This window comes from Kitasatospora sp. NPDC051984 (assembly GCF_044593455.1).
Lineage (GTDB): Bacteria > Actinomycetota > Actinomycetes > Streptomycetales > Streptomycetaceae > Kitasatospora.
Genome location: NZ_JBIUCB010000004.1, coordinates 71,646 through 90,623 on the forward strand (window position 1 = coordinate 71,646; position 18,978 = coordinate 90,623).

Annotated in this window: 16 protein-coding genes; 11 read left to right on the plus strand and 5 right to left on the minus strand. The window is 73.5% G+C overall.

The features are described 5' to 3' along the window. The first annotated feature begins 74 nt into the window (after positions 1–74). Positions 75–1,643 carry a sugar ABC transporter ATP-binding protein gene (locus tag ACIHEI_RS09590; RefSeq protein WP_396606221.1) on the plus strand — a complete coding sequence of 523 codons (1,569 nt, stop codon included), beginning with the start codon at positions 75–77 and terminating at the stop codon, positions 1,641–1,643. Then, positions 1,640–2,674 (plus strand): ABC transporter permease, encoded by a 1,035-nt coding sequence (locus tag ACIHEI_RS09595; RefSeq protein ID WP_396606222.1) that lies wholly within the window; start codon positions 1,640–1,642, stop codon positions 2,672–2,674. The genes ACIHEI_RS09590 and ACIHEI_RS09595 overlap by 4 nt, the downstream gene beginning before the upstream one ends. Positions 2,675–2,686: 12 nt before the next feature. On the opposite strand, the gene ACIHEI_RS09600 is transcribed toward ACIHEI_RS09595, so the two are convergent. Next, positions 2,687–3,256, minus strand: a complete 570-nt coding sequence (locus tag ACIHEI_RS09600) for a TetR/AcrR family transcriptional regulator (protein ID WP_387643536.1) — start codon at positions 3,254–3,256, stop codon at positions 2,687–2,689. Positions 3,257–3,309: 53 nt separating this feature from the next. Here ACIHEI_RS09600 and ACIHEI_RS09605 point away from each other — a divergent pair, with 53 nt between their 5' ends. Beyond that, positions 3,310–4,266, plus strand: a complete 957-nt coding sequence (locus ACIHEI_RS09605) for a TIGR00730 family Rossman fold protein (protein ID WP_396606223.1) — start codon at positions 3,310–3,312, stop codon at positions 4,264–4,266. Positions 4,267–4,318: 52 nt separating this feature from the next. Here the strand turns inward: ACIHEI_RS09605 and ACIHEI_RS09610 are convergent, their stop codons facing one another. Both ACIHEI_RS09610 and ACIHEI_RS09615 read right to left on the minus strand, forming a co-directional pair. Continuing rightward, on the minus strand, positions 4,319–5,311 hold the full coding sequence (locus ACIHEI_RS09610; RefSeq protein WP_396606224.1) for an alpha/beta fold hydrolase: 993 nt from the start codon (positions 5,309–5,311) through the stop codon (positions 4,319–4,321). Positions 5,312–5,385: 74 nt separating this feature from the next. Then, positions 5,386–7,869, minus strand: a complete 2,484-nt coding sequence (locus ACIHEI_RS09615) for an ABC transporter permease (protein WP_396606225.1) — start codon at positions 7,867–7,869, stop codon at positions 5,386–5,388. A 241-nt stretch (positions 7,870–8,110) separates the two neighbouring features. Between ACIHEI_RS09615 and tsaD the strand changes: the two genes are divergently transcribed. Both tsaD and ACIHEI_RS09625 read left to right on the plus strand, forming a co-directional pair. Next, positions 8,111–9,175: a tRNA (adenosine(37)-N6)-threonylcarbamoyltransferase complex transferase subunit TsaD gene (gene tsaD / locus ACIHEI_RS09620; RefSeq protein ID WP_396606226.1), complete on the plus strand. Its 1,065-nt coding sequence runs from the start codon at positions 8,111–8,113 to the stop codon at positions 9,173–9,175. A 163-nt stretch (positions 9,176–9,338) separates the two neighbouring features. Beyond that, positions 9,339–10,328: a 5'-nucleotidase gene (locus tag ACIHEI_RS09625; RefSeq protein ID WP_387643528.1), complete on the plus strand. Its 990-nt coding sequence runs from the start codon at positions 9,339–9,341 to the stop codon at positions 10,326–10,328. A 103-nt stretch (positions 10,329–10,431) separates the two neighbouring features. On the opposite strand, the gene ACIHEI_RS09630 is transcribed toward ACIHEI_RS09625, so the two are convergent. Next, positions 10,432–10,719 (minus strand): hypothetical protein, encoded by a 288-nt coding sequence (locus tag ACIHEI_RS09630; RefSeq protein ID WP_392947878.1) that lies wholly within the window; start codon positions 10,717–10,719, stop codon positions 10,432–10,434. A gap of 339 nt (positions 10,720–11,058) precedes the next feature. Between ACIHEI_RS09630 and ACIHEI_RS09635 the strand changes: the two genes are divergently transcribed. Next, positions 11,059–11,559: an FBP domain-containing protein gene (locus ACIHEI_RS09635; RefSeq protein ID WP_396606227.1), complete on the plus strand. Its 501-nt coding sequence runs from the start codon at positions 11,059–11,061 to the stop codon at positions 11,557–11,559. Next, entirely contained in the window at positions 11,556–12,959 is a 1,404-nt protein-coding gene (locus ACIHEI_RS09640; RefSeq protein WP_396606228.1) for a DHA2 family efflux MFS transporter permease subunit, read from the plus strand. Before ACIHEI_RS09635 ends, ACIHEI_RS09640 begins: the two co-directional genes overlap by 4 nt. A gap of 21 nt (positions 12,960–12,980) precedes the next feature. Here ACIHEI_RS09640 and ACIHEI_RS09645 read toward each other — a convergent pair whose 3' ends face one another. Further along, complete coding sequence (locus ACIHEI_RS09645; RefSeq protein ID WP_387861233.1) at positions 12,981–13,553, minus strand: TetR/AcrR family transcriptional regulator; 573 nt, start codon at positions 13,551–13,553, stop codon at positions 12,981–12,983. A gap of 226 nt (positions 13,554–13,779) precedes the next feature. On the opposite strand from ACIHEI_RS09645, the gene dacB reads away from it, so the two are divergent. From dacB to ACIHEI_RS09665, 4 genes are all read left to right on the plus strand, one after another. Then, positions 13,780–15,360, plus strand: coding sequence for a D-alanyl-D-alanine carboxypeptidase/D-alanyl-D-alanine-endopeptidase (dacB, locus tag ACIHEI_RS09650; RefSeq protein ID WP_392947872.1), 1,581 nt, complete (start codon positions 13,780–13,782; stop codon positions 15,358–15,360). 120 nt (positions 15,361–15,480) lie between these two features. Next, a complete protein-coding gene (locus ACIHEI_RS09655; protein ID WP_396606229.1) occupies positions 15,481–16,080 on the plus strand; it encodes a TetR/AcrR family transcriptional regulator in 600 nt (199 codons plus the stop codon). Then, positions 16,077–17,408, plus strand: a complete 1,332-nt coding sequence (locus tag ACIHEI_RS09660) for an MFS transporter (RefSeq protein ID WP_396606230.1) — start codon at positions 16,077–16,079, stop codon at positions 17,406–17,408. The genes ACIHEI_RS09655 and ACIHEI_RS09660 overlap by 4 nt, the downstream gene beginning before the upstream one ends. Before the next feature lie 3 nt (positions 17,409–17,411). Next, a complete protein-coding gene (locus tag ACIHEI_RS09665) occupies positions 17,412–18,860 on the plus strand; it encodes a pyridoxal phosphate-dependent decarboxylase family protein (RefSeq protein ID WP_396606231.1) in 1,449 nt (482 codons plus the stop codon). The last annotated feature ends 118 nt before the right edge of the window (positions 18,861–18,978 follow it).

Below are 18,978 nucleotides of genomic sequence, written 5' to 3' on the forward strand. Positions count from 1 at the left end.
GCGGTCGCCGGTGGGGCCGGCGGCCGCCTCCACTCCTCCGCTCCACTCCTTCGCTCCATTCCTGAGGTGACCCAGTGAACAGAGCACGCCCCTCGACCCCGATCTCCCGACCGCCCTCCACCGCCGGGGCGCGGGTCGAGGGGATCACCAAGCGATTCGGCGCGGTGCAGGCCCTGAGCGACGTGACCCTCGACCTCCCCAGCGGCAGAGTCACCGCCCTCATGGGTGAGAACGGGGCCGGCAAGTCCACTCTTCTGAAGATCCTCGCCGGCGACCACCGGCCGACCGAGGGACGCGTCCTCCTGGACGGGCGACCGGTCGACCTGCGCTCCCCGGCCGACGCACGGGCCGCCGGCATCCGGATCATCCCGCAGGAACCCGAGATCATCCCGCACGTCCCGGTCGCCGAGAACGTCTACGCCGGGTCCCTGCCCCGCCGGGCCGGCCGCCGTCTCGACCGGGCCGAGCTGCGCCGCCGGATCACCGCGGACCTCGCCCGGTTCGGTTTCGCCGACGTCCTGGAACCCGATCTGCTCGGATCACAACTGACGGCTGCCCAGCGCCAGTTGGTCGAGATCATGCGAGCGCTGACCGGCGGAACCGCCGCCCGGGTCATCGCGTTCGACGAGCCGACCTCCTCGCTGTCCGAGCACGAGGTCGACGCGCTGTTCGCACTGATCAACCGCTTGCGCGACCAGGGCGTCGCCGTCGTCTACGTATCGCACCGGATGCAGGAGATCTTCCAACTCGCCGACCGCATCGCCGTCCTGCGCGACGGAGCCCTGGTCGGCGTCCAGGACGCCGGGACCACCACCGAAGGCGACCTGGTGCGCCTGATGGTCGGCCGCGACCTGTCGGCGATGTCCGTCCGCCGCCCCGTCGTCACCGACCGGGTCGTCCTGGACGTCCGTGACCTGACGACGGACCGGGTCCACGGCATCGACCTGCGGATCCACGCCGGCGAAGTGGTCGGCATCGCCGGACTGATCGGCGCCGGACGCTCCGAACTCGCCCTCGCGCTCGCCGGGGACCTGCCCGTCCGCTCCGGCAGTGTCACCCTGGACGGGCAGCCGCTGCCGTCCGGCAACCCCGGAGCGGTGATCCGCGCCGGCCTCGGCCTGGCCCCGGAGGAACGGAAGGCGCAGGCGCTGTTCCTGCACCGCACGATCCGGGACAACACCTCCATCGCGGTGCTGGAGCGACTGCGCCGCTTCCGCTTCGTCAGGCGAGGAGCGGAACGCGACCTCGCCCAGGAGTACACCGACCGCCTGCGGGTCCGCGCACCGTCCGTCGAGCACGAGGTCCGCAAGCTCTCCGGCGGCAACCAGCAGAAGGTCGTCCTCGCCCGCTGGCTCGCCCGCAAACCCAAGCTGCTGATCCTCGACGAGCCCACCCGCGGCATCGACGTCGGCGCCAAGGCCGAGATCTACCGGATCATCGCCGACCTCGCCGAACAGGGCATCGCCCTGCTGGTGATCTCCTCCGAACTGCCCGAACTGCTCGGCCTCGCCGACCGGATCGTCGTCATGCAGAACGGCCGCACCACCGGCGAGCTGAACCGTGCGGAAGCCACCGAGGAGGCCGTCCTCGCCCTCGCGATGGCCGATGACATCAGCACGAGCGCCCCAGGAGCAACCTCATGACAACCGCCACCACACCGCCTGCCGTCTCGGACGACGGAGGCCGGCGCCGGCCCTCCACGAGGATTCCCGTCCTGGGCGCCGTCGGCGGGCAGAACCTCAGCCTGATCGGCGCCCTGGCCGCGGTCCTCACCGTCTTCGGCCTCCTCAACGACAACTACCTCAGCCTTACCAACATGCAGGTGATCGCCGAGGCCGCCACCATCACCGGCCTGCTCGCCGTCGTCCAGACCGTCGTCATCATCTGCGGCGGACTCGACATCTCGGTCGGCTCCCAGGCGGGCGTCGCCTCCGTCGTCAGCGCCATGGCCTTCACCTCCGCCGGCTCCAACGCCTTCGCGGGCATGGCCGCCGCCGTCGCCGTCGGCCTGCTGATCGGCATCCTCAACGGCGCGGTCATCGTGTACGGCCGGGTCAACCCCACCATCGCCACCCTCGCCGGCCTCGCCGCCTACAAGGGCCTCGCCCAACTCCTCTCCGACGGCCGGGCCCAGGGCTACGTCCTCAACAACGCCTTCTTCGTCTTCCTCGGCCGGGGCAGGATCGCCGGACTCCCCGTCATGGTCTGGATCCTCATCGCCGTCGCCCTCGCCGTCCACGTCCTGCTCACCTACACCGACATCGGCCGCAACGTCTACGCCATCGGCGGCAACGACACCGCCGCCCGCCTCGCCGGCATCAACATCAACAAGTACCTGGTCGCCGTCTACGCCCTCATCGGTACCGTGGCCGCCATCGCCGGCATCCTGCTCACCGCCCGCACCGGCAGCGGACAGCCCACCTCCGGCAGTGAAGGCCTCGAACTCAAGGCCATCACCGCCGCCGCCCTCGGCGGCTGCGCCCTCAAGGGCGGCAAGGGCACCATCGGCGGCACCCTCCTCGCCGTCGCCCTCCTCGGCGCCCTCGAGAACGGACTCACCGTCCAGGGCATCAACTCCTTCTGGCAGAACGTCGCCCAGGGCGCGCTGCTCGTGGTCGCGGTCGTCATCCAGCAACGCCGCACCCGGGAACGCGCCGTCGGCCTCCCCGCCTGACGCGGAGGGCCGTCAGAGGCCGAGGATGCGGACGAGGCGGGCGGGAAGGTCGGGGTCGATGGGGAGGCCGGTGACGAGCTGGCGGTAGAAGACCGCGCCGGCCAGGGCGTCCATGAAGAGCTCGACGTCGGTGTCCGGGGGCAGGTCGCCTCGGGTGATGCCGCGGTGGATGACGGTGGCGCAGTTGGCGCGGCGTTCGGTGAGGAAGGCCGAGCGAAAGGCGTCCAGGGCGCCGGGGCGGCCGGCCAGGTCGGCGATCAGGGCGGGCATGGTCGCACCGGCGGGGGTGGCCGTGTAGTTGGCGATGGTGCCGCGCAGCCAGGTGGTCAGGTCGTCGCGGGTGTTGCCGGTGTCCGGGAGCGGGCCGGTGTCCATCCGGGAGGCGAGGGCGTCCGCCACCAGGGCCGCCTTGTCGGGCCACCAGCGGTAGAGGGTGCTCTTGTGGACGCCGGAGGTGGTGGCCACGCCTTCGACGGTGAGTCGCGCGTAGCCGGTCTCGCTGAGCAGGGCGAGCGTGGCGTCGAGGACCTGGTCGCGGCTCCGGGGGCCTTTGGGCTGCGAGGGGGTGGGCGGTGGGGTCATGTGGTCCACCCTGCCATAATGCGACGCGACGTCGCGTCGCATTTGGAGGATTGATGCGCTTCGCAGTGTTCGCCGGATCCGCCACCGGCACCCGCACCGAGTACGCCGCCCTGGCGGCCGCCCTGGGCACCACGCTGGCCCGCCGGGGCGTCGGCATCGTCTACGGGGGTGGAAAGGTCGGGCTGATGGGCGCGCTGGCCGACGCCGCGCTCGCCGCCGGCGGCGAGGTCGTCGGGATCATGCCGAAGTCCCTGGTGGACAAGGAGATCGCCCACCGCGGCCTGACCCGCCTGCGGGTGGTTGAGGACATGCACCGGCGCAAGGCCGCGATGGCCGAGGCGGCGGACGGGTTCATCGCACTGCCCGGTGGCGCCGGCACCCTGGAGGAGCTGTTCGAGGCGTGGACCTGGCAGCAGCTCGGGCTCCACACCAAGCCCGTCGCACTGCTCGGCCCGCCCGGTTTCTGGCAGCCGCTGACCGCGCTCGCCGACCACCTGGTCGACACCGGCTTCGTCCGCCCCACGTACCGGAACCTGATCACCGGGACGGACCCCGGGGCCCTGCTCGACGCCATGGCCCGGTGGCAGCCGCCCACGCCCAAGTGGGAGACCCCGTCGGCGGACGATGCGCTGCTGGACTCCGTGGGCTGGATCTGCGTCCGCGACCGGCGGCTGCTGGCCGTCCGGACACACGGCAAGGACGCCTTCTACCTCCCCGGCGGCAAGTTGGAGCCCGGAGAGACCCCGGCCCGGGCGCTGGCCCGGGAGCTGCGCGAGGAACTCGGCCTGACCTGCGCACCCGAGCGGCTCGCCCACGCCCACACGGTCGAGGCCCCCGCCCACGGCCGCCCGGGCGTCCGACTGCGCATGCACTGCTACACCGGCCCGGCCGACGGCATGCCCACCCCCGGCGCGGAGATCGCGGAACTGGCTTGGCTCACCGCCGCCGACACCGACCGCTGCGCGCCTGCGCTGCGGGAGGTGATGGCCCGACTCGATCTGGCCTCGTAGCGCGGGTCCGGGCCGCGGTGTCAGCGGCGGTGACGGGAGTGGCGGCTCGGGGTCAGTGGGAGAGGCGGGCGACGAGTTCCAGTTCGTCCGCCAGGAGGGCCGGGTCGCGGGGGCCGAGGTGGGGGGCGCTCAGGGAGCGGACGCGGAAGCGGTTGTGGGGGGTGACCTCGTCGGCCTCGCGGATCATGAGGTCCTGGAGGGAGAGCGGGATGGTGTGGTCCTCGGTGTAGCGGACGAAGGTGCGGGGGACGCGGCCCCAGGTCGCCGGGAGGCCGCGGGCGTCCTCGGTCAGGCCGATGGACGCGGACTCGTCCGGCTCCAGGATGTTCATCAGGGTTCGGACTTCGGCGTCCGTGCGGTCGGCGGCGAGGGAGTCCTTGACGATCGCGAAGAAGGCGGGGTCGGCGGAGCGCCAGTTGACCCGGTTGACGCCCAGCTCCGGCGGTGTCTGAACCGGGGGAATCCGGAACATGGAGCTGCCGGCCCCCTCGGGGGTCAGCACCAGTTGAAGCACCGAGGGGTGCTTGGTCGGGCAGAACGCGGAGGTGTACACCAGGTGCGCGATCAGCTCGGGCACCTGGTTGGCGACCGCGTTGAGAGTGGCGCCGCCGAGGCTTGCGCCGACCAGCACGACGGGGCCGTTGCGGCGCGCCTGCCGGACCGTGGCGATGACGTGGGCGGCGAAGTCGGCCAGCGTCACCTTGGACAGCGGGGACGGCTCGGTGCGCAGCCGGTCGAGGTCCTGCGGGGACTGGTAGGACTCGGGAAGGTACGCGCCGAGGCCGTGTCCGGGCAGGTCGACCGCGATCGCGCGGTGTCCGCGCAGTCCCAGTTCGCGCAGCAGGGGCTGCCACGCGAAGGAGTTGCTGCCCGAGCCGTGGACGAGGACGAAGGTCGGGGCGCCCCGCCCGGGCCCGTCCGCGTGCGCGGCGGGGGTGGCCGCGCCGAGGGCGGCGATCGTCCCCGCGCCGGCCACGGCCGCCTTCAGCGCGCTGCGCCGCGACGTCCCACCGGCCTGCGCGTCGCTGTGCTGTTCCTTGGTCATTTACGGCCTCCCCCTTGAGAGTTGAAGGTTCTCGACGGATTCTTTCAGCCCTTACAGCAGAGAACCGGACGGGGCTACCTCGCGTGCAGGGCGGCCACCACGGTCATGCGGCCGACGCGGCGGGCGGGGAGGACGGCGGCGGCGAGGCCGATCAGGACGGTCAGGGCGAGGGAGGCGAGGACGAGGGGGATCGGGGGGCCGCCGACGGTTCCGACGGTGGAGGTGACGGAGCGGGCGGCGGCCCAGCCGTAGGTCAGGCCGAGGGTGGTGCCGGCCAGGGCTGCGGCGAGGGAGAGGAGCAGGGCTTCCAGCGTGAGCATGCGGCGCAGTTGGCGGCGGGACATGCCGATGGCGCGGAGCATGCCGATCTCGCGGGCGCGTTCGCTGACGCTGAGCATCAGGGTGGCGGCGACTCCGAGGCCGGCGATGGCGACGGAGAAGGAGAGCAGGGCCATGCTGACCTGGGTCATCCGGTCGAGGAGGGTGCGGATGGTCTGGGCCTGGGCGGCGGTGTCGGTGACCTGGATCCCGGGGTGGCCGGCCAGTGCGCGGTCCATGGCGCGGCGGGTGGTGAGGTGGTCGGTGCCTTCGGCGGGGCTGATCCAGACGGTGGTGGTGGGTGCGCCGGGGGCGATGCGGTCGAGGGTGGCGGGGGTGACCAGCAGGTAGGCACCGCTCTGCAGGGTGAAGGGCAGGCTGCTGCGTCCGGGGGCGGTGCGGAGGGCGGTGGCGGGCTGCCCGGGAGCGGTGACGCGGATGTTCTCCGGTCCGCCGCCGAGGCCGCTGAGCGCCGTTCCGTCGGGCAGGGTCCGCGCTCGGTCGACGCCGTCGGCGCGGGGGTTGAGGCCGGTCGGGTCGACGGCCGCGAGCAGCGTCGGGTGTCCGTCGACGTCCACGGTGGTGGAGCGGACCTGGGTGACGGCGAGTTCGGGCTGTCGGCCGAGGGCGGCGAGTGCGTCGGCGGGCAGGGCGCCGCCGGCCGCGGGGGCGGCGGCGAAGACACCGGGCTGGCGGGCGGAGACCACCGGCACCAGGGAGTTGGAGGTGATGTCGAGGGCGGTGACGGCGCCGACCATGACGGTGACGCCGAGCAGCAGGGCGGATCCGGTGGCGCCGGTCCGGACCGGGTTGAGGCGCAGTTGCCGGGTGGCGAGCCGTCCGGCGGTGCCGCCGAGTCGGCGGGCCGGGGCGCCGAGGGCGGCGACCACGGCGGGCAGCAGTCGGTGGCTGAGTCGCAGCACTCCGAAGAAGCTGCTGACCGCGCCGAGGGTGACGGCGAGCAGCGACAGCGGCGGAGGTGTCAGCACGCCCAGCACCAACGAGGCGGCGCCGGCCAGCAGCAGCGCCGCGGACCAGACCGCGGCGCGCAGCCGGGCTGCGGTGCCGCCGGTGGCGACGGCGCCGCCGAGTGCGGCCACGGGCGGCACCGCGGAGGCCTGCTTCGCCGGTCCTCGGACGGCCAGCAGGGTGAGCAGCACGCCGAACAGGCCGGCGAGCGCGCAGGTGGCCGGGGCGGGCAGCAGGTCCAGGCGCACCGGCCCGAGGTCGGCGTACCGGGCCAGGCCGGTCGCGGCGGCGCAGAGCCCGACGCCGAGGAGTACGCCGACGGTCGAGGCGCCGGTGCCGAGCAGCAGGCCCTGGCGGCGGATCAGTCGGCGGATCTGGGCCCGGTCGGCTCCCACGCAGCGCAGCAGGGCGAGCTGGCGGGTGCGCTGCGCCAGCATGACGGAGAAGGTGTTGCTGACCACCATGCGCGCCACCGCGAGCGCGATCAGGACGAAGGACAGTGCGGCGATCAGGACCACGCCGTAGAGGGTGGTGCTCTGCCGGGTCGCCTCGGTCACGGAGGCCGCCCGGGTGCGGATCACGGGTGCGTCGCCGAGGGCGGCGCGCAGTGCCTCGGTGGTGTGCGTGCGGGACGCGCCGGGCTGGAGTCGGACGTCGAGTTGGGCGGCGGTGACGGCGGCGGCGTACTCGCCGACGGCAGCGGCCGGGACGGCGGTGATCGGGTGCCCGGCGAAGCTGGGTGCGCCGCGGCCGTCGAGGGTGCCGACCAGGCGGGCGGTGGCGGTGGTGCCGTCGGGGCGGGTGAGTCGGATGTCCGAGCCGGGTGCGGCGTCGAGGCGGTGGGCGGTGTCGCTGTCGAGCAGTGCCTCGCCGGGGGCGTCCGGCCATCGGCCGTCCTTGAGCAGTTGCCAGCGCAGGGCCGGGTCGGCGGCGACGGCGGTCACGGCGGCGGCGTCGAGGGGCTGCCCGTCGGCGGCTTGCAGTGCGCCCTGGCCGGTCAGTCGGAGCGCCACGGCGGCGACTCCGGTGGCCTGTTGGGCGTGGGCGGCCGCGGTGGCGTCCAGGCCGCCGTTGGTGGCGGGCCTGGTGACCTGGATGTCGCCGGGGCCGACCTCGGTGGCGGCGGTCTGGCTGAAGGAGTCCACCAGGGCGCCGCTTCCGCCGACGGAGGCGATCAGGAAGGCCACGCCCAGGGCGATCGCGGCTCCGCTCAGCACCAGCTGCCGCAGTTGCCCGCGCAGCTCGGCCACGGTGTATCGGTAGGTCGTCATCGTTCCTCGGTTCGCACGCCCCTGACCAGTGGTGATGTGGCGTCAGGTGGCCGTCTCCGAGCCTATGGAGGGCGGTGGCGCGGGCCGTAGGCACCAGGTCGTGATCTTGATCGATCCGCAGGGTGAGGGCTTCGTCCGCGCTCTCCTCCTGTGGAGGTACGCCGACCCCGAACGGGTCCCGCGCCCGGCTTGTTGCACACTGTGTGCAACTGCAAGTCTGATGCGAGAGTGGTGCGGGCCGATGCCGGAGTCGCCGGTGGTGCTGGGAATCGAGTCGTCGTGCGACGAGACGGGGGCGGGGCTGGTCCGGGACGGGGTGCTGCTCGGGCAGGCGGTGGCGTCGAGCATGGACGAGCACGCCCGGTACGGCGGGGTGGTGCCGGAGATCGCCGCGCGGGCGCATGTGCACGCGATGGCGCCGGTGGTGCGGGAGGCACTGGGGCGGGCGGGGCTGACACTGGGGGACGTCGGGGCGGTCGCGGTGACGACGGGGCCGGGGCTGTCGGGGGCGCTGCAGGTGGGGGTGGCCGCCGCCAAGAGCTACGCGTTCTCGCTCGGGGTGCCGCTGTACGGCGTGCACCACCTGGCCGGGCATGTGGCCGCCGCCGGGCTGGCGGGCGGGCCGCTGCCGGATCCGTGCGTGGTGCTGATCGTCTCCGGCGGGCACACCTCGCTGCTGCTGGTCCGCGATCTGGCCCGCGACCCGATCGTGCATCTCGGCGACACCCTGGACGACGCGGCCGGCGAGTGCTTCGACAAGAGCGCCCGCATTCTCGGCCTGCCGTACCCGGGCGGTCCGGCCATCGACCGGGCCGCCCGGGACGGCGATCCGGCCGCGGTGCGGCTGCCCCGTCCGCTCACCGGGGCGGGCGACGACCCGTACGCGTTCTCGTTCTCGGGGCTGAAGACCGCCGCCGCCCGCTGGGTGGAGGGCCACCGCGCGGCCGGCCGCGAGCTGCCGGTGGCGGACGCGGCGGCCGCGCTCCAGGAGGCGATCGCCGACACCCTGACCCGCAAGGCCGTCCGGGCCTGCGTCGACCACGGCGTCGGGACGCTGGTGGTGGTCGGCGGGGTCGCCGCGAACTCGCGGGTCCGGGCGCTGACCGAGCAGCGCTGCGCGGCCGCCGGGATCACGCTGCGGGTGCCGCCGCCGGGGCTGTGCACGGACAACGGCGCGATGGTCGCCGCGATCGGCGACCTGCTGGTCCGTGCCGGTGCCGATCCCGCGCCGCTGGACGTGTCGATCGACCCGTCCGCGCCGCTGGAGTTCGCCGCACTGACGCCGCGGGCCCGGGCAGCCGCCTGACGGCCGTCAACTCTCGTACTGCACCCTGCTTTTCGGGGCCTCGACGGCGAGGAACCGGGCCCTGCGGGCAGAGCAGTTCGGGGTCGAGCGATCGTTGAAACACCAGTGCGACAATGAGCCGGGCCCTGGATGTGCCGGGCGGGAGTGCACAGGAGGGGTCGGGGTGGCGTACGAGCTTGCCGGGCGGCTGGTGGTCGGCGTCGCCTCCAGCGCGCTGTTCGATCTGACGGACTCGGACCGGGTGTTCCGCGAGGACGGCGAGGACGCCTACCGGGCGCACCAGGAAGGCCACTTGGACGTCACCCTGGCGCCCGGGGTGGCCTTCCCGTTCGTCAAGCGACTGCTGTCCCTGAACAACCTGGGCCCGGAGGACGATCCGCTCGTCGAGGTGATCGTCCTGTCGCGCAACGACCCGGACACCGGGCTGCGGGTGATGCGGTCCATCCGGGCGCACAAACTGCCGATATCCCGGGCCATCTTCAAGCAGGGCCGCGCCCCGTACAGCTACATGCCGGTGCTCAACATGTCGCTGTTCCTGTCCGCCGACGAGGACGACGTCCGCGAGGCGGTGGCGGCCGGGCTGCCGGCCGGGCGGGTGCTCGGGCCGATGCGGCAGGACGACGAGGACGACACCGACCTGCGGATCGCGTTCGACTTCGACGGCGTACTCGCCTCCGACCAGTCGGAGCAGGTCTACCAGCGCGAAGGCATCGAGAAGTTCCGCGACTACGAGGTGGCCCACGCGGACGTCCCGCACGACGCGGGGCCGCTCAAGGACTTCCTCGCCGGGATCAACCGGATCCAGCAGCGCGAGGAGGACCGGCGCCGCACCGACCCCCGCTACCGCCTGCGGGTGTCCGTCTCGATCGTCACCGCCCGCAACTCTCCCGCCGACGAACGGGCCGTGAAGAGCCTGAAGCGCTGGGGCGTCCGGGTCAACGACGCGTTCTTCCTCGGCGGCATCGACAAGGGCCGGATCATGGAGGTGCTGCGTCCGCACATCTTCTTCGACGACCAGCGCGTCCACCTCGACAGCACCGCGCGCACCACGCCGAGCGTGCACATCCCGATCGGTCAGATGAACGAACCGGCGCGGACCGACGAACCGTCGCAGCTGGACGAGCCGGCGAACGCCGGCGGTGCGGTCGGTTAAGGCCCGGGCACGACAAAGCGCCGGCCGAGGTGGCCGGCGCTGAGGTGGTGCGGGGAGGAGGGCTGGGACGGCCCTCCTCCCGTTCAAGCGTCAGGCGTCGGTCTTACCAGCTCGCGCCCGCGTCGGTGGCGCCACCGAAGACGCCCTCGTCGCTCGCGACGACAACGCCGCTGGCGTGCTCCACGCCGTCCGGGCTGACGAACGAGGCGGTGAAGGCGAGGGCGGCAACGTCCTCGTTGGCGGCGAAGTCGAAGTCGACGAAGTGCGCCTCGGGCCGGTCGCCCATTTCGTCGATGCCCCCGCCGTCCCCGGCGAAGGCCAGGCCCGCGCAGCCGAGCAGGACGGGGGCGGCGAGGCCGAGGGCGGCAACAGTACGAGTCAGAGCACGCATCAGAAAACAGTCCTTCCGAGAACGGAACTTGAGTCGGGAAGCAGTGGGCTTCCCTGCACTCAAAGAGAAACGACAGCGGCCGCGGCTGCCAGTCGGTACGAGTCCGATTGCTCCCCATGGCCGAGCAGCCCGATCTGGGGGTTTCCGGCCCGCCCACCCCCGTCGCGGCCCGCCGGAAGGCGCCTCGGACACTCCCGCTCCCCAGCCTCAAGGCCGCTTCTCCGGACGGGAGTTGGCGCACGTCGCAATCCGGGCCCGGAGGGGAAACCGGTTGGCGTGTCGACAAGCCTAGGATACCTTGGCTCAAAACTAGGACTCCTAGGGATGGGTGGGGAAGACATGCGGGCACTGACCGACGCGGAGATCCGGGCGTCGTTCGTCAACTGCACGAAGGGGGAGGCGAGTCGGGCCTGGCTGCCACGCGGGCTCGGCGAGCTGGACTGGGCCGGACTCGACTTTTTGGGATGGCGGGAGGCAGGGGCACCCGAGCGGGGGTACTTGGTCGCCGAGTTCGAGGGGCGGACGGTCGGGGTGGCCCTGCGCCTGGCGCAGCGGCCGGCGGCGGGGCGCGGTGGGGCGATGTGTTCGATCTGCCTGACGGCGCATCCGGCCTCGGGGGTGGCGCTGATGACGGCGCGTCGGGCGGGCCGGGGGTCGGCGGAGGAGTACGCGTCGGCGGGCGAGTACTTCTGCAGCGACCTGGCGTGCCCGCTGTACGTGCGGGGGCGCAGGCGGGTGGCGGCCGGCGGGGCGCGGATGACGGAGAGCCTGGACGCGGAGGCGCGGGTGGCCCGGATGCGGGCGAACCTGGCCGGGTTCCTCGGGCGGGTCGTCCGATGACGGGCCGGGAAGGCCGCGAGGGCCGGGAGCCGCTCGGCGGGCCGGTGGTGCGGGCGGCGCTGGTGCTGGCGGCGGGGGCGTTCGTCGCGCTGCTGGACACCACGGTGGTGGGGGTGGCGCTGGAGTCGTTCGCGCGGCGCTTCGACGCGGGCCTGGCGCAGGTGCAGTGGGTGGCGACGGCGTACCTGCTGGCGATGTCGGCGGTGATCCCGGCGACGGGCTGGGCGGCGCGGCGGTTCGGGGCGGTGGCGTGCTGGACGGCGTCGCTGGCGGTGTTCCTGCTGGGGTCGGTGCTGTGCGGGCTGGCCTGGTCGCTGGGGTCGCTGGTGGCGTTCCGGGTGGTGCAGGGGCTGGGCGCGGGGATGCTGTTCCCGCTGATGCGGATCCTGGTGGTGCAGGTGGCCGGACCGGCGCGGATGGGGCGGACGATGGCGTTGATCGCGGTGCCGATCCTGCTCGCGCCCGTCGCGGGGCCGGTGGTGGGCGGGGCGCTCGTCCAGGGCCACTCGTGGCGGTGGCTGTTCCTGCTGAACGTGCCGGTGTGCCTGGCGGTGGTGGTGCTGTCGCCGCTGCTGATGCGCAACCAACGGGAAGGCGGGCCGGGCGAGTTGGACCTGGCGGGCCTGGTGACGGTGAGCGGCGGGCTGACGGCGGCCGTCCTCGGGTGCGTCCGGCTGGGCGGGGGCCGGGCGCCGGGCGACCCGGGGGCGCTGGTGCCGCTGCTGGTGGCGGCGGTGCTGCTGGCGGCGCACGGGCTGCTGGCGCGGCGCCGGCGGGGCCGGGCGCTGCTGGACTTCGGGCTGTTCCGGGACCGCGCGTTCGCCGCGTCGACCACCGTCTCCCTGTTGAACAGTTTCGGCCTGTACGGGGCAGTGGTGCTGGTGCCGCTGTTCTTCCAACAGGCGGGCGGGCGCGGCCCGTTGGCGGCGGGTCTGGTGATGGCGGCGCAGGGGGCGGGCGCGGGCGTGGCGGTGCTGCTGGTCGGGCGGGTGATCGACGCCCGGAGCAATCCGCGGGCGCTGGTGCTGGCCGGGCTGGCGCTGGTGGGCGCGGGCCTGGCGGTGTTCGCCCGGGCCGGCGGCGCGGAGCCGGGCCCGCTGCTGCTCGGCGCGCTGTTCGTGCAGGGGGTGGGTCTGGCGCTGGCGGCGTCGCCGGTGATGGTGACGCTCTACCACTCGCTGCCGCCGGCCTCGGTGCCCGCCGCGACCACCGCGAACGCGGTCGCGCAGCAGCTGGGCGCGGCGGTGGGCACCGCGGTGGTGGCGCTGGTGCTGCAGCACGCCTCGCACGGGGGCGCGGGGACGGTCGGGGCGTTCCGCGTGGTGTTCGCAGTGGCGCTGGGGTTCGTGGCGCTGACGGCCGTTCCGGCCGCGTTCCTGCCGGCGAAGCAGCGGGCCTGAGCAGCCCCCGCCGACGCGGCACTAGGCGCGGGGCCAGTTCTCCAGCAGTTGGTGCAGGCCGGTGACGATCCGTTGCCAGGAGCCGTCGATGCCGCGTGGGTGGTGGAAGCCGCCGTTGGCCTCGATGGCGATGAAGCCGTGGAAGGTGGAGCGCAGCAGCCGGACGGCGTCGGTCAGTTCGGGTTCGTCCAGTCGGTAGTGGCGCATCATCGCGTAGGTGAGTTCGACGGACCGGGCGAGGGCGTCGGTGTCGGCGAAGTCGGCCGGGTCCAGGCGCAGTTGGGTGGCGGCCCAGCGGCCGGGGTGCTGCTGGGCGTAGGTCCGCTGGGCGTCGGCGAAGGCGGCCAGGGCGTCGGCGCCGGAGCGGCCGGCGACGGCGGTCGCGATGCGGTCGTTGATCTCCTCGGTGGCGAGCAGGGCGACCCGGGTGCGGATCTCCTGGAGGCTCTTGACGTGCGAGTAGAGGCTGGCGTCCTTGACGCCGAAGCCGCGGGCGAGGGCGGAGGCGGTGACCTTGTCGATGCCGACCTGGTCGGCGAGTTCGGCGGCGGCGCGGGTGATCCGTTCGACCGTCAGTCCAGCGTGCGCGCCCATGTTTCCCGTCCCGAACGTTGACCTGCCGAAGCCCGCGTCAGTGTATCCGGGCAGATCCGGCGGCTTTTGGGGTGCGACCTTTCGGAAGGTCGGCGCGTCTAGAAGGAGGGACCCCAAGGAACCAAGGGGAAAGATCATCTGATTTGCCATCAGATGATAATGTCCCGGACAAACGGGGGCGTTGGTGACGCACGCACCCCGGCCGATCCGCACTCTGGAGCCACCCGTGTCCGCACGCACGTACCGCCGCAGCCTGCCGCTCGCGGCCGCGGTCCTCGCCGCCTCCCTGCTCGCCGTCTCGGCGCAGGCCGACGACCCGGCGCCGGCCGACGCCACGCTGACCGCCGACCTGAACACCCTGCTCGCCGACCCCCGGCTGGCGAGCGCGCAGGCCGGCGTCGTGGTGCAGGACGCCACCACTGGCGAGGTGCTGTACTCGCGGCAGCCGCAGGCGCTGTTCACCCCGGCGTCCACCCTGAAGACCGTGACCTCGACGGCGGCGCTCGACCTGCTGGGCGCGGACTACCGGTTCACCACCGAGGTCCGCTCCACCGGCAAGATCTACGGCGACACCATGACCGGCGACCTGGTGCTGCGCGGCGGCGGCGACCCGACCCTGCTGGTGCAGGACCTCGACGACCTGGCCGCGAAGGTCGCGGCGTCCGGCGTCACCACCGTCACCGGCCGGGTGCTGGCGGACGGCAGCCGGTACGACTCGACGCCGCTCGGCCCGGGCTGGGCCTGGGACGACGAGGCGTACTCGTACAGCCCGCAGATATCCGGGCTGACCGTCGCCAACGACGCCGAGTACATGATGGACACCGTGCAGGTCACCGTCACCCCGGGTGCGGCGGGCGAGAACGCCAAGGTGACGCTGAACCCGGCCGAGGCGCCGATGAAGTTCACCGGCACGGTCGCCACCGGCGCGACGGGCAGCGGGTCGAGCGTCGGCGTGGAGCGGCGCCGGGGCAGCAACGAGCTGGCGCTGTCCGGCAGCATCCCGACCGGTGCGGCGCCGGTGACCTCCTGGGTGACGGTCGAGGACCCCACCACGTACGCCGGGAAGGTGTTCGCGGGCGCGCTGGCCAAGCACGGCGTGAAGGTGCTGCGCGGGGTGCAGACCGCGAGCGGCTCGGAGACCTCGCAGCCGATGGCCTCGCACGAGTCGAAGCCCCTCACCGAGGTGATCGTCCCGATGCTGAAGATCAGCAACAACGGCATCGCCGAGCACCTGACCAAGGAGATCGGCAAGGTCAAGGGCGGCCGCGGTGACTGGGCGACCGGCATCAACCAGGTCAACGCCTTCCTGAAGGCGAACGGCGTGACCGGCCCGACCACCCGGCAGGTGGACGGCTCCGGCCTGTCCCGCTACGACCTGATCACCCCCGGGAAGATGGCCGACCTGCTGAAGGTCGCCCACACCAAGCCGTGGTTCGACGCCTGGTACAACGCGCTGCCGGTGGCGGGCAACCCGGAGCGGATGACCGGCGGCACCCTGGCCGCCCGGATGCGCGGCACCAAGGCCGAGAACAACGTGCACGCCAAGAGCGGTTCGATGGGCGGCGTCGACAACCTGGTCGGCTTCGCGACCGCGCCCGACGGCCGCAAGCTGTCGTTCGTCGTGCTGGTCAACAACTTCGCCGGCACCAGCCCGCGCCCGGTGATCGACGCGATCGCCGTCCGGCTCGCCGCCGGCCCCGCCGCCACGGCCCAGCTGAAGTCCAACAAGCTGGTCGCGCCCGGTGGTTCCGGTGACGAGTACACCGGCACCCGCTGGGAGGACTGCGAGACCCTGGCGCACTGCTGACGATTCGTCATCACGGGCCCCGTCGCAGCTGCGGCGGGGCCCGCGGTCGTTTCCTGCGCCCGAAAATTCTCTCCATCAAGCGCTTGATCAGTGACCCGGGCCGCGCGTACGCTCCCCGCCATGAGCCAGCACCGGACGGCCGCCGAGGCGAGCCGGGAACGGATTCTCACGGCCGCCACCGCCCTGTTCGCCGAACACGGCTACGACGGCACCACCACCCGGACGATCGCCGGCGCGGCCGGGCTGAACGTCGCCACCGTCGCCTACCACGTGGGCACCAAGGCCGACCTGTACCGCGAGGTGATGCGGCGGGCCCACCAGGCCGAACGGGCCGCCGTGGACGCCGCGTTGGCCGAATTCGCGGTGGCCGCACCGGACGATCCGGCCCGGGCGGCGGCCCGCTTCGCCGACCGGTACCTGGACTTCTGCCTGGAGCAGCCGCACGTCCCCGCGCTGTGGATGCGCCGCTGGATGGCCGACGCCGCCGAGTTCGCCGACCTGGAGGAGCGGTACGCCCGGCCGCTGCTGGAGTCGGTTGCAGGTGAACTCGCCGCTGCGCTACCGCAGTTGGGGCGCGACCGGGTCGAGTTCGCGGTGTGGACGGTGCTGTGGACCACGCACGGCTTCTGCCGCTCGATGATCCGCGCGCAGGTGCCGCGCTTCCGCACCCACCTGCGGGCGCTGGTGCTGCGCGAACTCGGCCTCGAAGGTGCGATATGACGGCCGGTCGGGGCCTGTCGCGGCGGGAGCTCGCCGGGTACGCGGTGGGCTCGATCGGCACCGGCATCCACTCCACCGTCCCCGGCCTGCTGCTGCTCTACTTCATGACCGACGCGCTCGGCGTCCCGGCCGGCCTGGCCGGTCTGGTGGTCGCGCTGCCGAAGGCCTGGGACGCGCTGTTCAACCCGCTGGTCGGCGCGGCCAGCGACCGGGAGGCGCTGCGCACCGGGCGCCGCACCCGGATCCTGCTGGCCGGCACGCTCGCCCTGCCGGTCGCGTTCGCCGCGATGTTCCTCTCGCCGCTCACCGGCTCCGGCGCCGCCGCCTGGGTGGCCGGTACCTTCGTTCTCGCCTCCAGCGCGTTCGCGCTGTTCCAGGTGCCGTACGTGGCACTGCCCGCCGAGATGTCCGATCAGCCGCGCGTCCGTACCCGGATCATGGTGTGGCGGATCGTCTGCCTGACCGTCGGCATCCTGGTCGCGGGCGGCCTCGCCCCGGCCGTGGTGTCGCTGGCCGGCGGCGGGCGCGGCGGCTACGCCGTGATGGCGGGGGTGGTCGCCGCGCTGCTGCTGGTGACGCTGCTGATCCCCACGCTCGGCGCCCGCCGGGTGCCCGCCCGGCCGGGGGCGGAGCCGCTCGGGCTGCGGGCGGCGCTGCGCACCGCGCGCGGCAACCGGGCGTTCTTCGCGCTGCTCGGTGCGTTCGTGGTGCAGGCCGCCGCGGTGGCGATCATGCTGGCGGCCGCGCCGTACGTCGCCACCTACTGGCTGGGCGGGTACGGGCTGACCTCGGTGCTGTTCGTCTGCCTGGTCGCGCCGAGCGCCGTCGCCGTCCCGCTGTGGGGCCGGGCCGCCGCCCGCTGGGGACGGCTGCGCTGCCTGGCCGCCGCGACCGGACTGTTCGCCCTCGCCTCGGCCGCGCTCTGGCCCGCGGCGCACGCCGGTGGCGGACGGGTCGGGCTGGTGCTGGCGCTGTGCGCGCTACTGGGCGTCGCGTACGCCGCGTTGCAGGTGCTGCCGCTGTCGCTGCTGCCGGACACCGTGCACGCGGACGCGGCGCGCACCGGCCGCCTCCAGTCGGGGGCGTTCACCGGCCTGTGGACCGCCGGGGAGACCGCCGGACTGGCCGCCGGACCCGGCCTGTTCTCGCTGGCGCTGGCCGCCGCCGGATTCGTCTCCTCCACCACCGACCACCCCGTGGCGCAGAGCGACGCCGCCCGGGCCGGGGTGCTGCTCGGCTTCAGCCTGGTGCCGGCCGCGCTGATGCTGCTCTCGCTGCCCGCCCTGCGCGCGTACGGCCGACGCCGCCAACTCCCGCATTGGAGCTGAGTCATGACCACTGTTCACCCCGGGCTGCCGCAAACCGGGCGCCCCGCCGAGGAGTTGCTGGCCGAGCTGCACGCACTGACCGCCGGCGACCTGCCCACCCGGGGCGGGCGCACCACCGCGTACACGTACGACGCGGGCCGGCCCGAGGTCCGGGAGGCCGCCGAACGCGCGTACCTGGCGATGCTGGAGGTCAACGGCCTGGACCCGACGGCGTTCCCGAGCATCGTCGCGCTGGAACGCCAGGTGGTCGGCGCGGTCGCCGCCCGGCTCGGCGGGGACGACACCACGCCCGGGATCTTCACCAGCGGCGGCACCGAATCGATTCTGCTCGCCGTGAAGGCCGCGAGGGACTCCCGCCCCGGGATCGCCGAGCCGGAGATCGTCGTCCCCGCGACCGCGCACGCCGCGTTCTTCAAGGCCGGACGCTACCTGAAGGTCAAGGTGGTGGCCGTGCCGGTCGACCCCGCGACGTTCCGGGCGGTGCCCGCCGCGATGGCCGACGCGTGCACGGCGAACACCGTACTGGTGGTGGCCTCCGCGCCCTCGTACGCGCACGGCGTGGTCGACCCCGTCCACGAGATCGCCGCCGACGCGGCCGAACGCGGACTGCCCTGCCACGTGGACGCCTGCGTGGGCGGCTGGCTGCTCCCCTGGCTCGCCGAAGCGGGCGCCCCCGTACCGGAGTTCGACCTGTCGGTGCCCGGAGTGACCTCGCTCTCCTGCGACCTGCACAAATTCGGGTACACGCCCAAGGGCGCCTCCGTCCTGCTGTTCCGCGACCGGTCGATGCGGCTCGCCGCGTACTTCGCCTGCGCGCAGTGGCCCGGCTACCCGGTCGTCAACTCGACGGTCCAGAGCGGCAAGGGCGCGGGCCCGCTCGCCGCCGCATGGGCCACTTTGCAGGCCCTCGGGGCGGACGGTTACCGGGAGTTGGGGCGGGCGGCGCTGGCCGCGACGCGGCGGCTGATCGCGGGCATCGACGCGATCGACGGGCTGCGGGTGCTGGGCTCCCCCGACGCGACGCTGGTCGCGCTCGGGGCGGATCCGGACGACGCCGCGCTGGATCTGTGGGAGCTGGCCGACGAGACGCGTGCCCGCGGCTTCTTCCTGCAACCGCAGTTGAGCGTGGCCGGACTGCCCGCCAGCCTGCACCTCACCCTCACCGGGGTCAGCGAGCAGGGCGTGGACGAGTTGCTCTCGACGCTCCGCGAGGCGGTTGCGGTCGTCCGGGGGCGCGGGCCCGTCGCTCCTCCGAGTGAACTGTTGGCGCTGCTCGGGCAGTTCGACCTCGCGGAGCTCGACGACGCGACGTTCGCTGAGCTACTGCCTGCGGCGGGCTTCGCGCCCTCCCGGATGGCCGGGGTCAACCGGCTGCTCGACGCGCTGCCGCCGGAGCTGCGGGACCAGTTGGCGACGCGGTTCCTGTCGGTGCTGTACAGCCCTTACCTCTGAGGGTTCGAAACGCAGGTGGGTGCGAAACCAGGGGCGCAGGGAGACTCGCGCGAGCTGGCGGGCAGCCCATCACACCCGCTCGCGCCCCCGGTGGAGCTCTCCCTGGTTTCGCGCCCGC

Coding starts and splice junctions, on each gene's coding strand:
- ACIHEI_RS09635 (WP_396606227.1), top strand. CDS start 11,059: ATGCGGGCACTGACCGACGCGGAGATCCGGGCGTCGTTCGTCAACTGC.
- ACIHEI_RS09655 (WP_396606229.1), top strand. CDS start 15,481: ATGAGCCAGCACCGGACGGCCGCCGAGGCGAGCCGGGAACGGATTCTC.
- ACIHEI_RS09615 (WP_396606225.1), bottom strand. CDS start 7,869: ATGACGACCTACCGATACACCGTGGCCGAGCTGCGCGGGCAACTGCGG.
- ACIHEI_RS09630 (WP_392947878.1), bottom strand. CDS start 10,719: ATGCGTGCTCTGACTCGTACTGTTGCCGCCCTCGGCCTCGCCGCCCCC.
- ACIHEI_RS09610 (WP_396606224.1), bottom strand. CDS start 5,311: ATGACCAAGGAACAGCACAGCGACGCGCAGGCCGGTGGGACGTCGCGG.
- ACIHEI_RS09595 (WP_396606222.1), top strand. CDS start 1,640: ATGACAACCGCCACCACACCGCCTGCCGTCTCGGACGACGGAGGCCGG.
- ACIHEI_RS09600 (WP_387643536.1), bottom strand. CDS start 3,256: ATGACCCCACCGCCCACCCCCTCGCAGCCCAAAGGCCCCCGGAGCCGC.
- ACIHEI_RS09660 (WP_396606230.1), top strand. CDS start 16,077: ATGACGGCCGGTCGGGGCCTGTCGCGGCGGGAGCTCGCCGGGTACGCG.
- ACIHEI_RS09605 (WP_396606223.1), top strand. CDS start 3,310: ATGCGCTTCGCAGTGTTCGCCGGATCCGCCACCGGCACCCGCACCGAG.
- ACIHEI_RS09645 (WP_387861233.1), bottom strand. CDS start 13,553: ATGGGCGCGCACGCTGGACTGACGGTCGAACGGATCACCCGCGCCGCC.
- ACIHEI_RS09640 (WP_396606228.1), top strand. CDS start 11,556: ATGACGGGCCGGGAAGGCCGCGAGGGCCGGGAGCCGCTCGGCGGGCCG.
- tsaD (WP_396606226.1), top strand. CDS start 8,111: ATGCCGGAGTCGCCGGTGGTGCTGGGAATCGAGTCGTCGTGCGACGAG.
- ACIHEI_RS09665 (WP_396606231.1), top strand. CDS start 17,412: ATGACCACTGTTCACCCCGGGCTGCCGCAAACCGGGCGCCCCGCCGAG.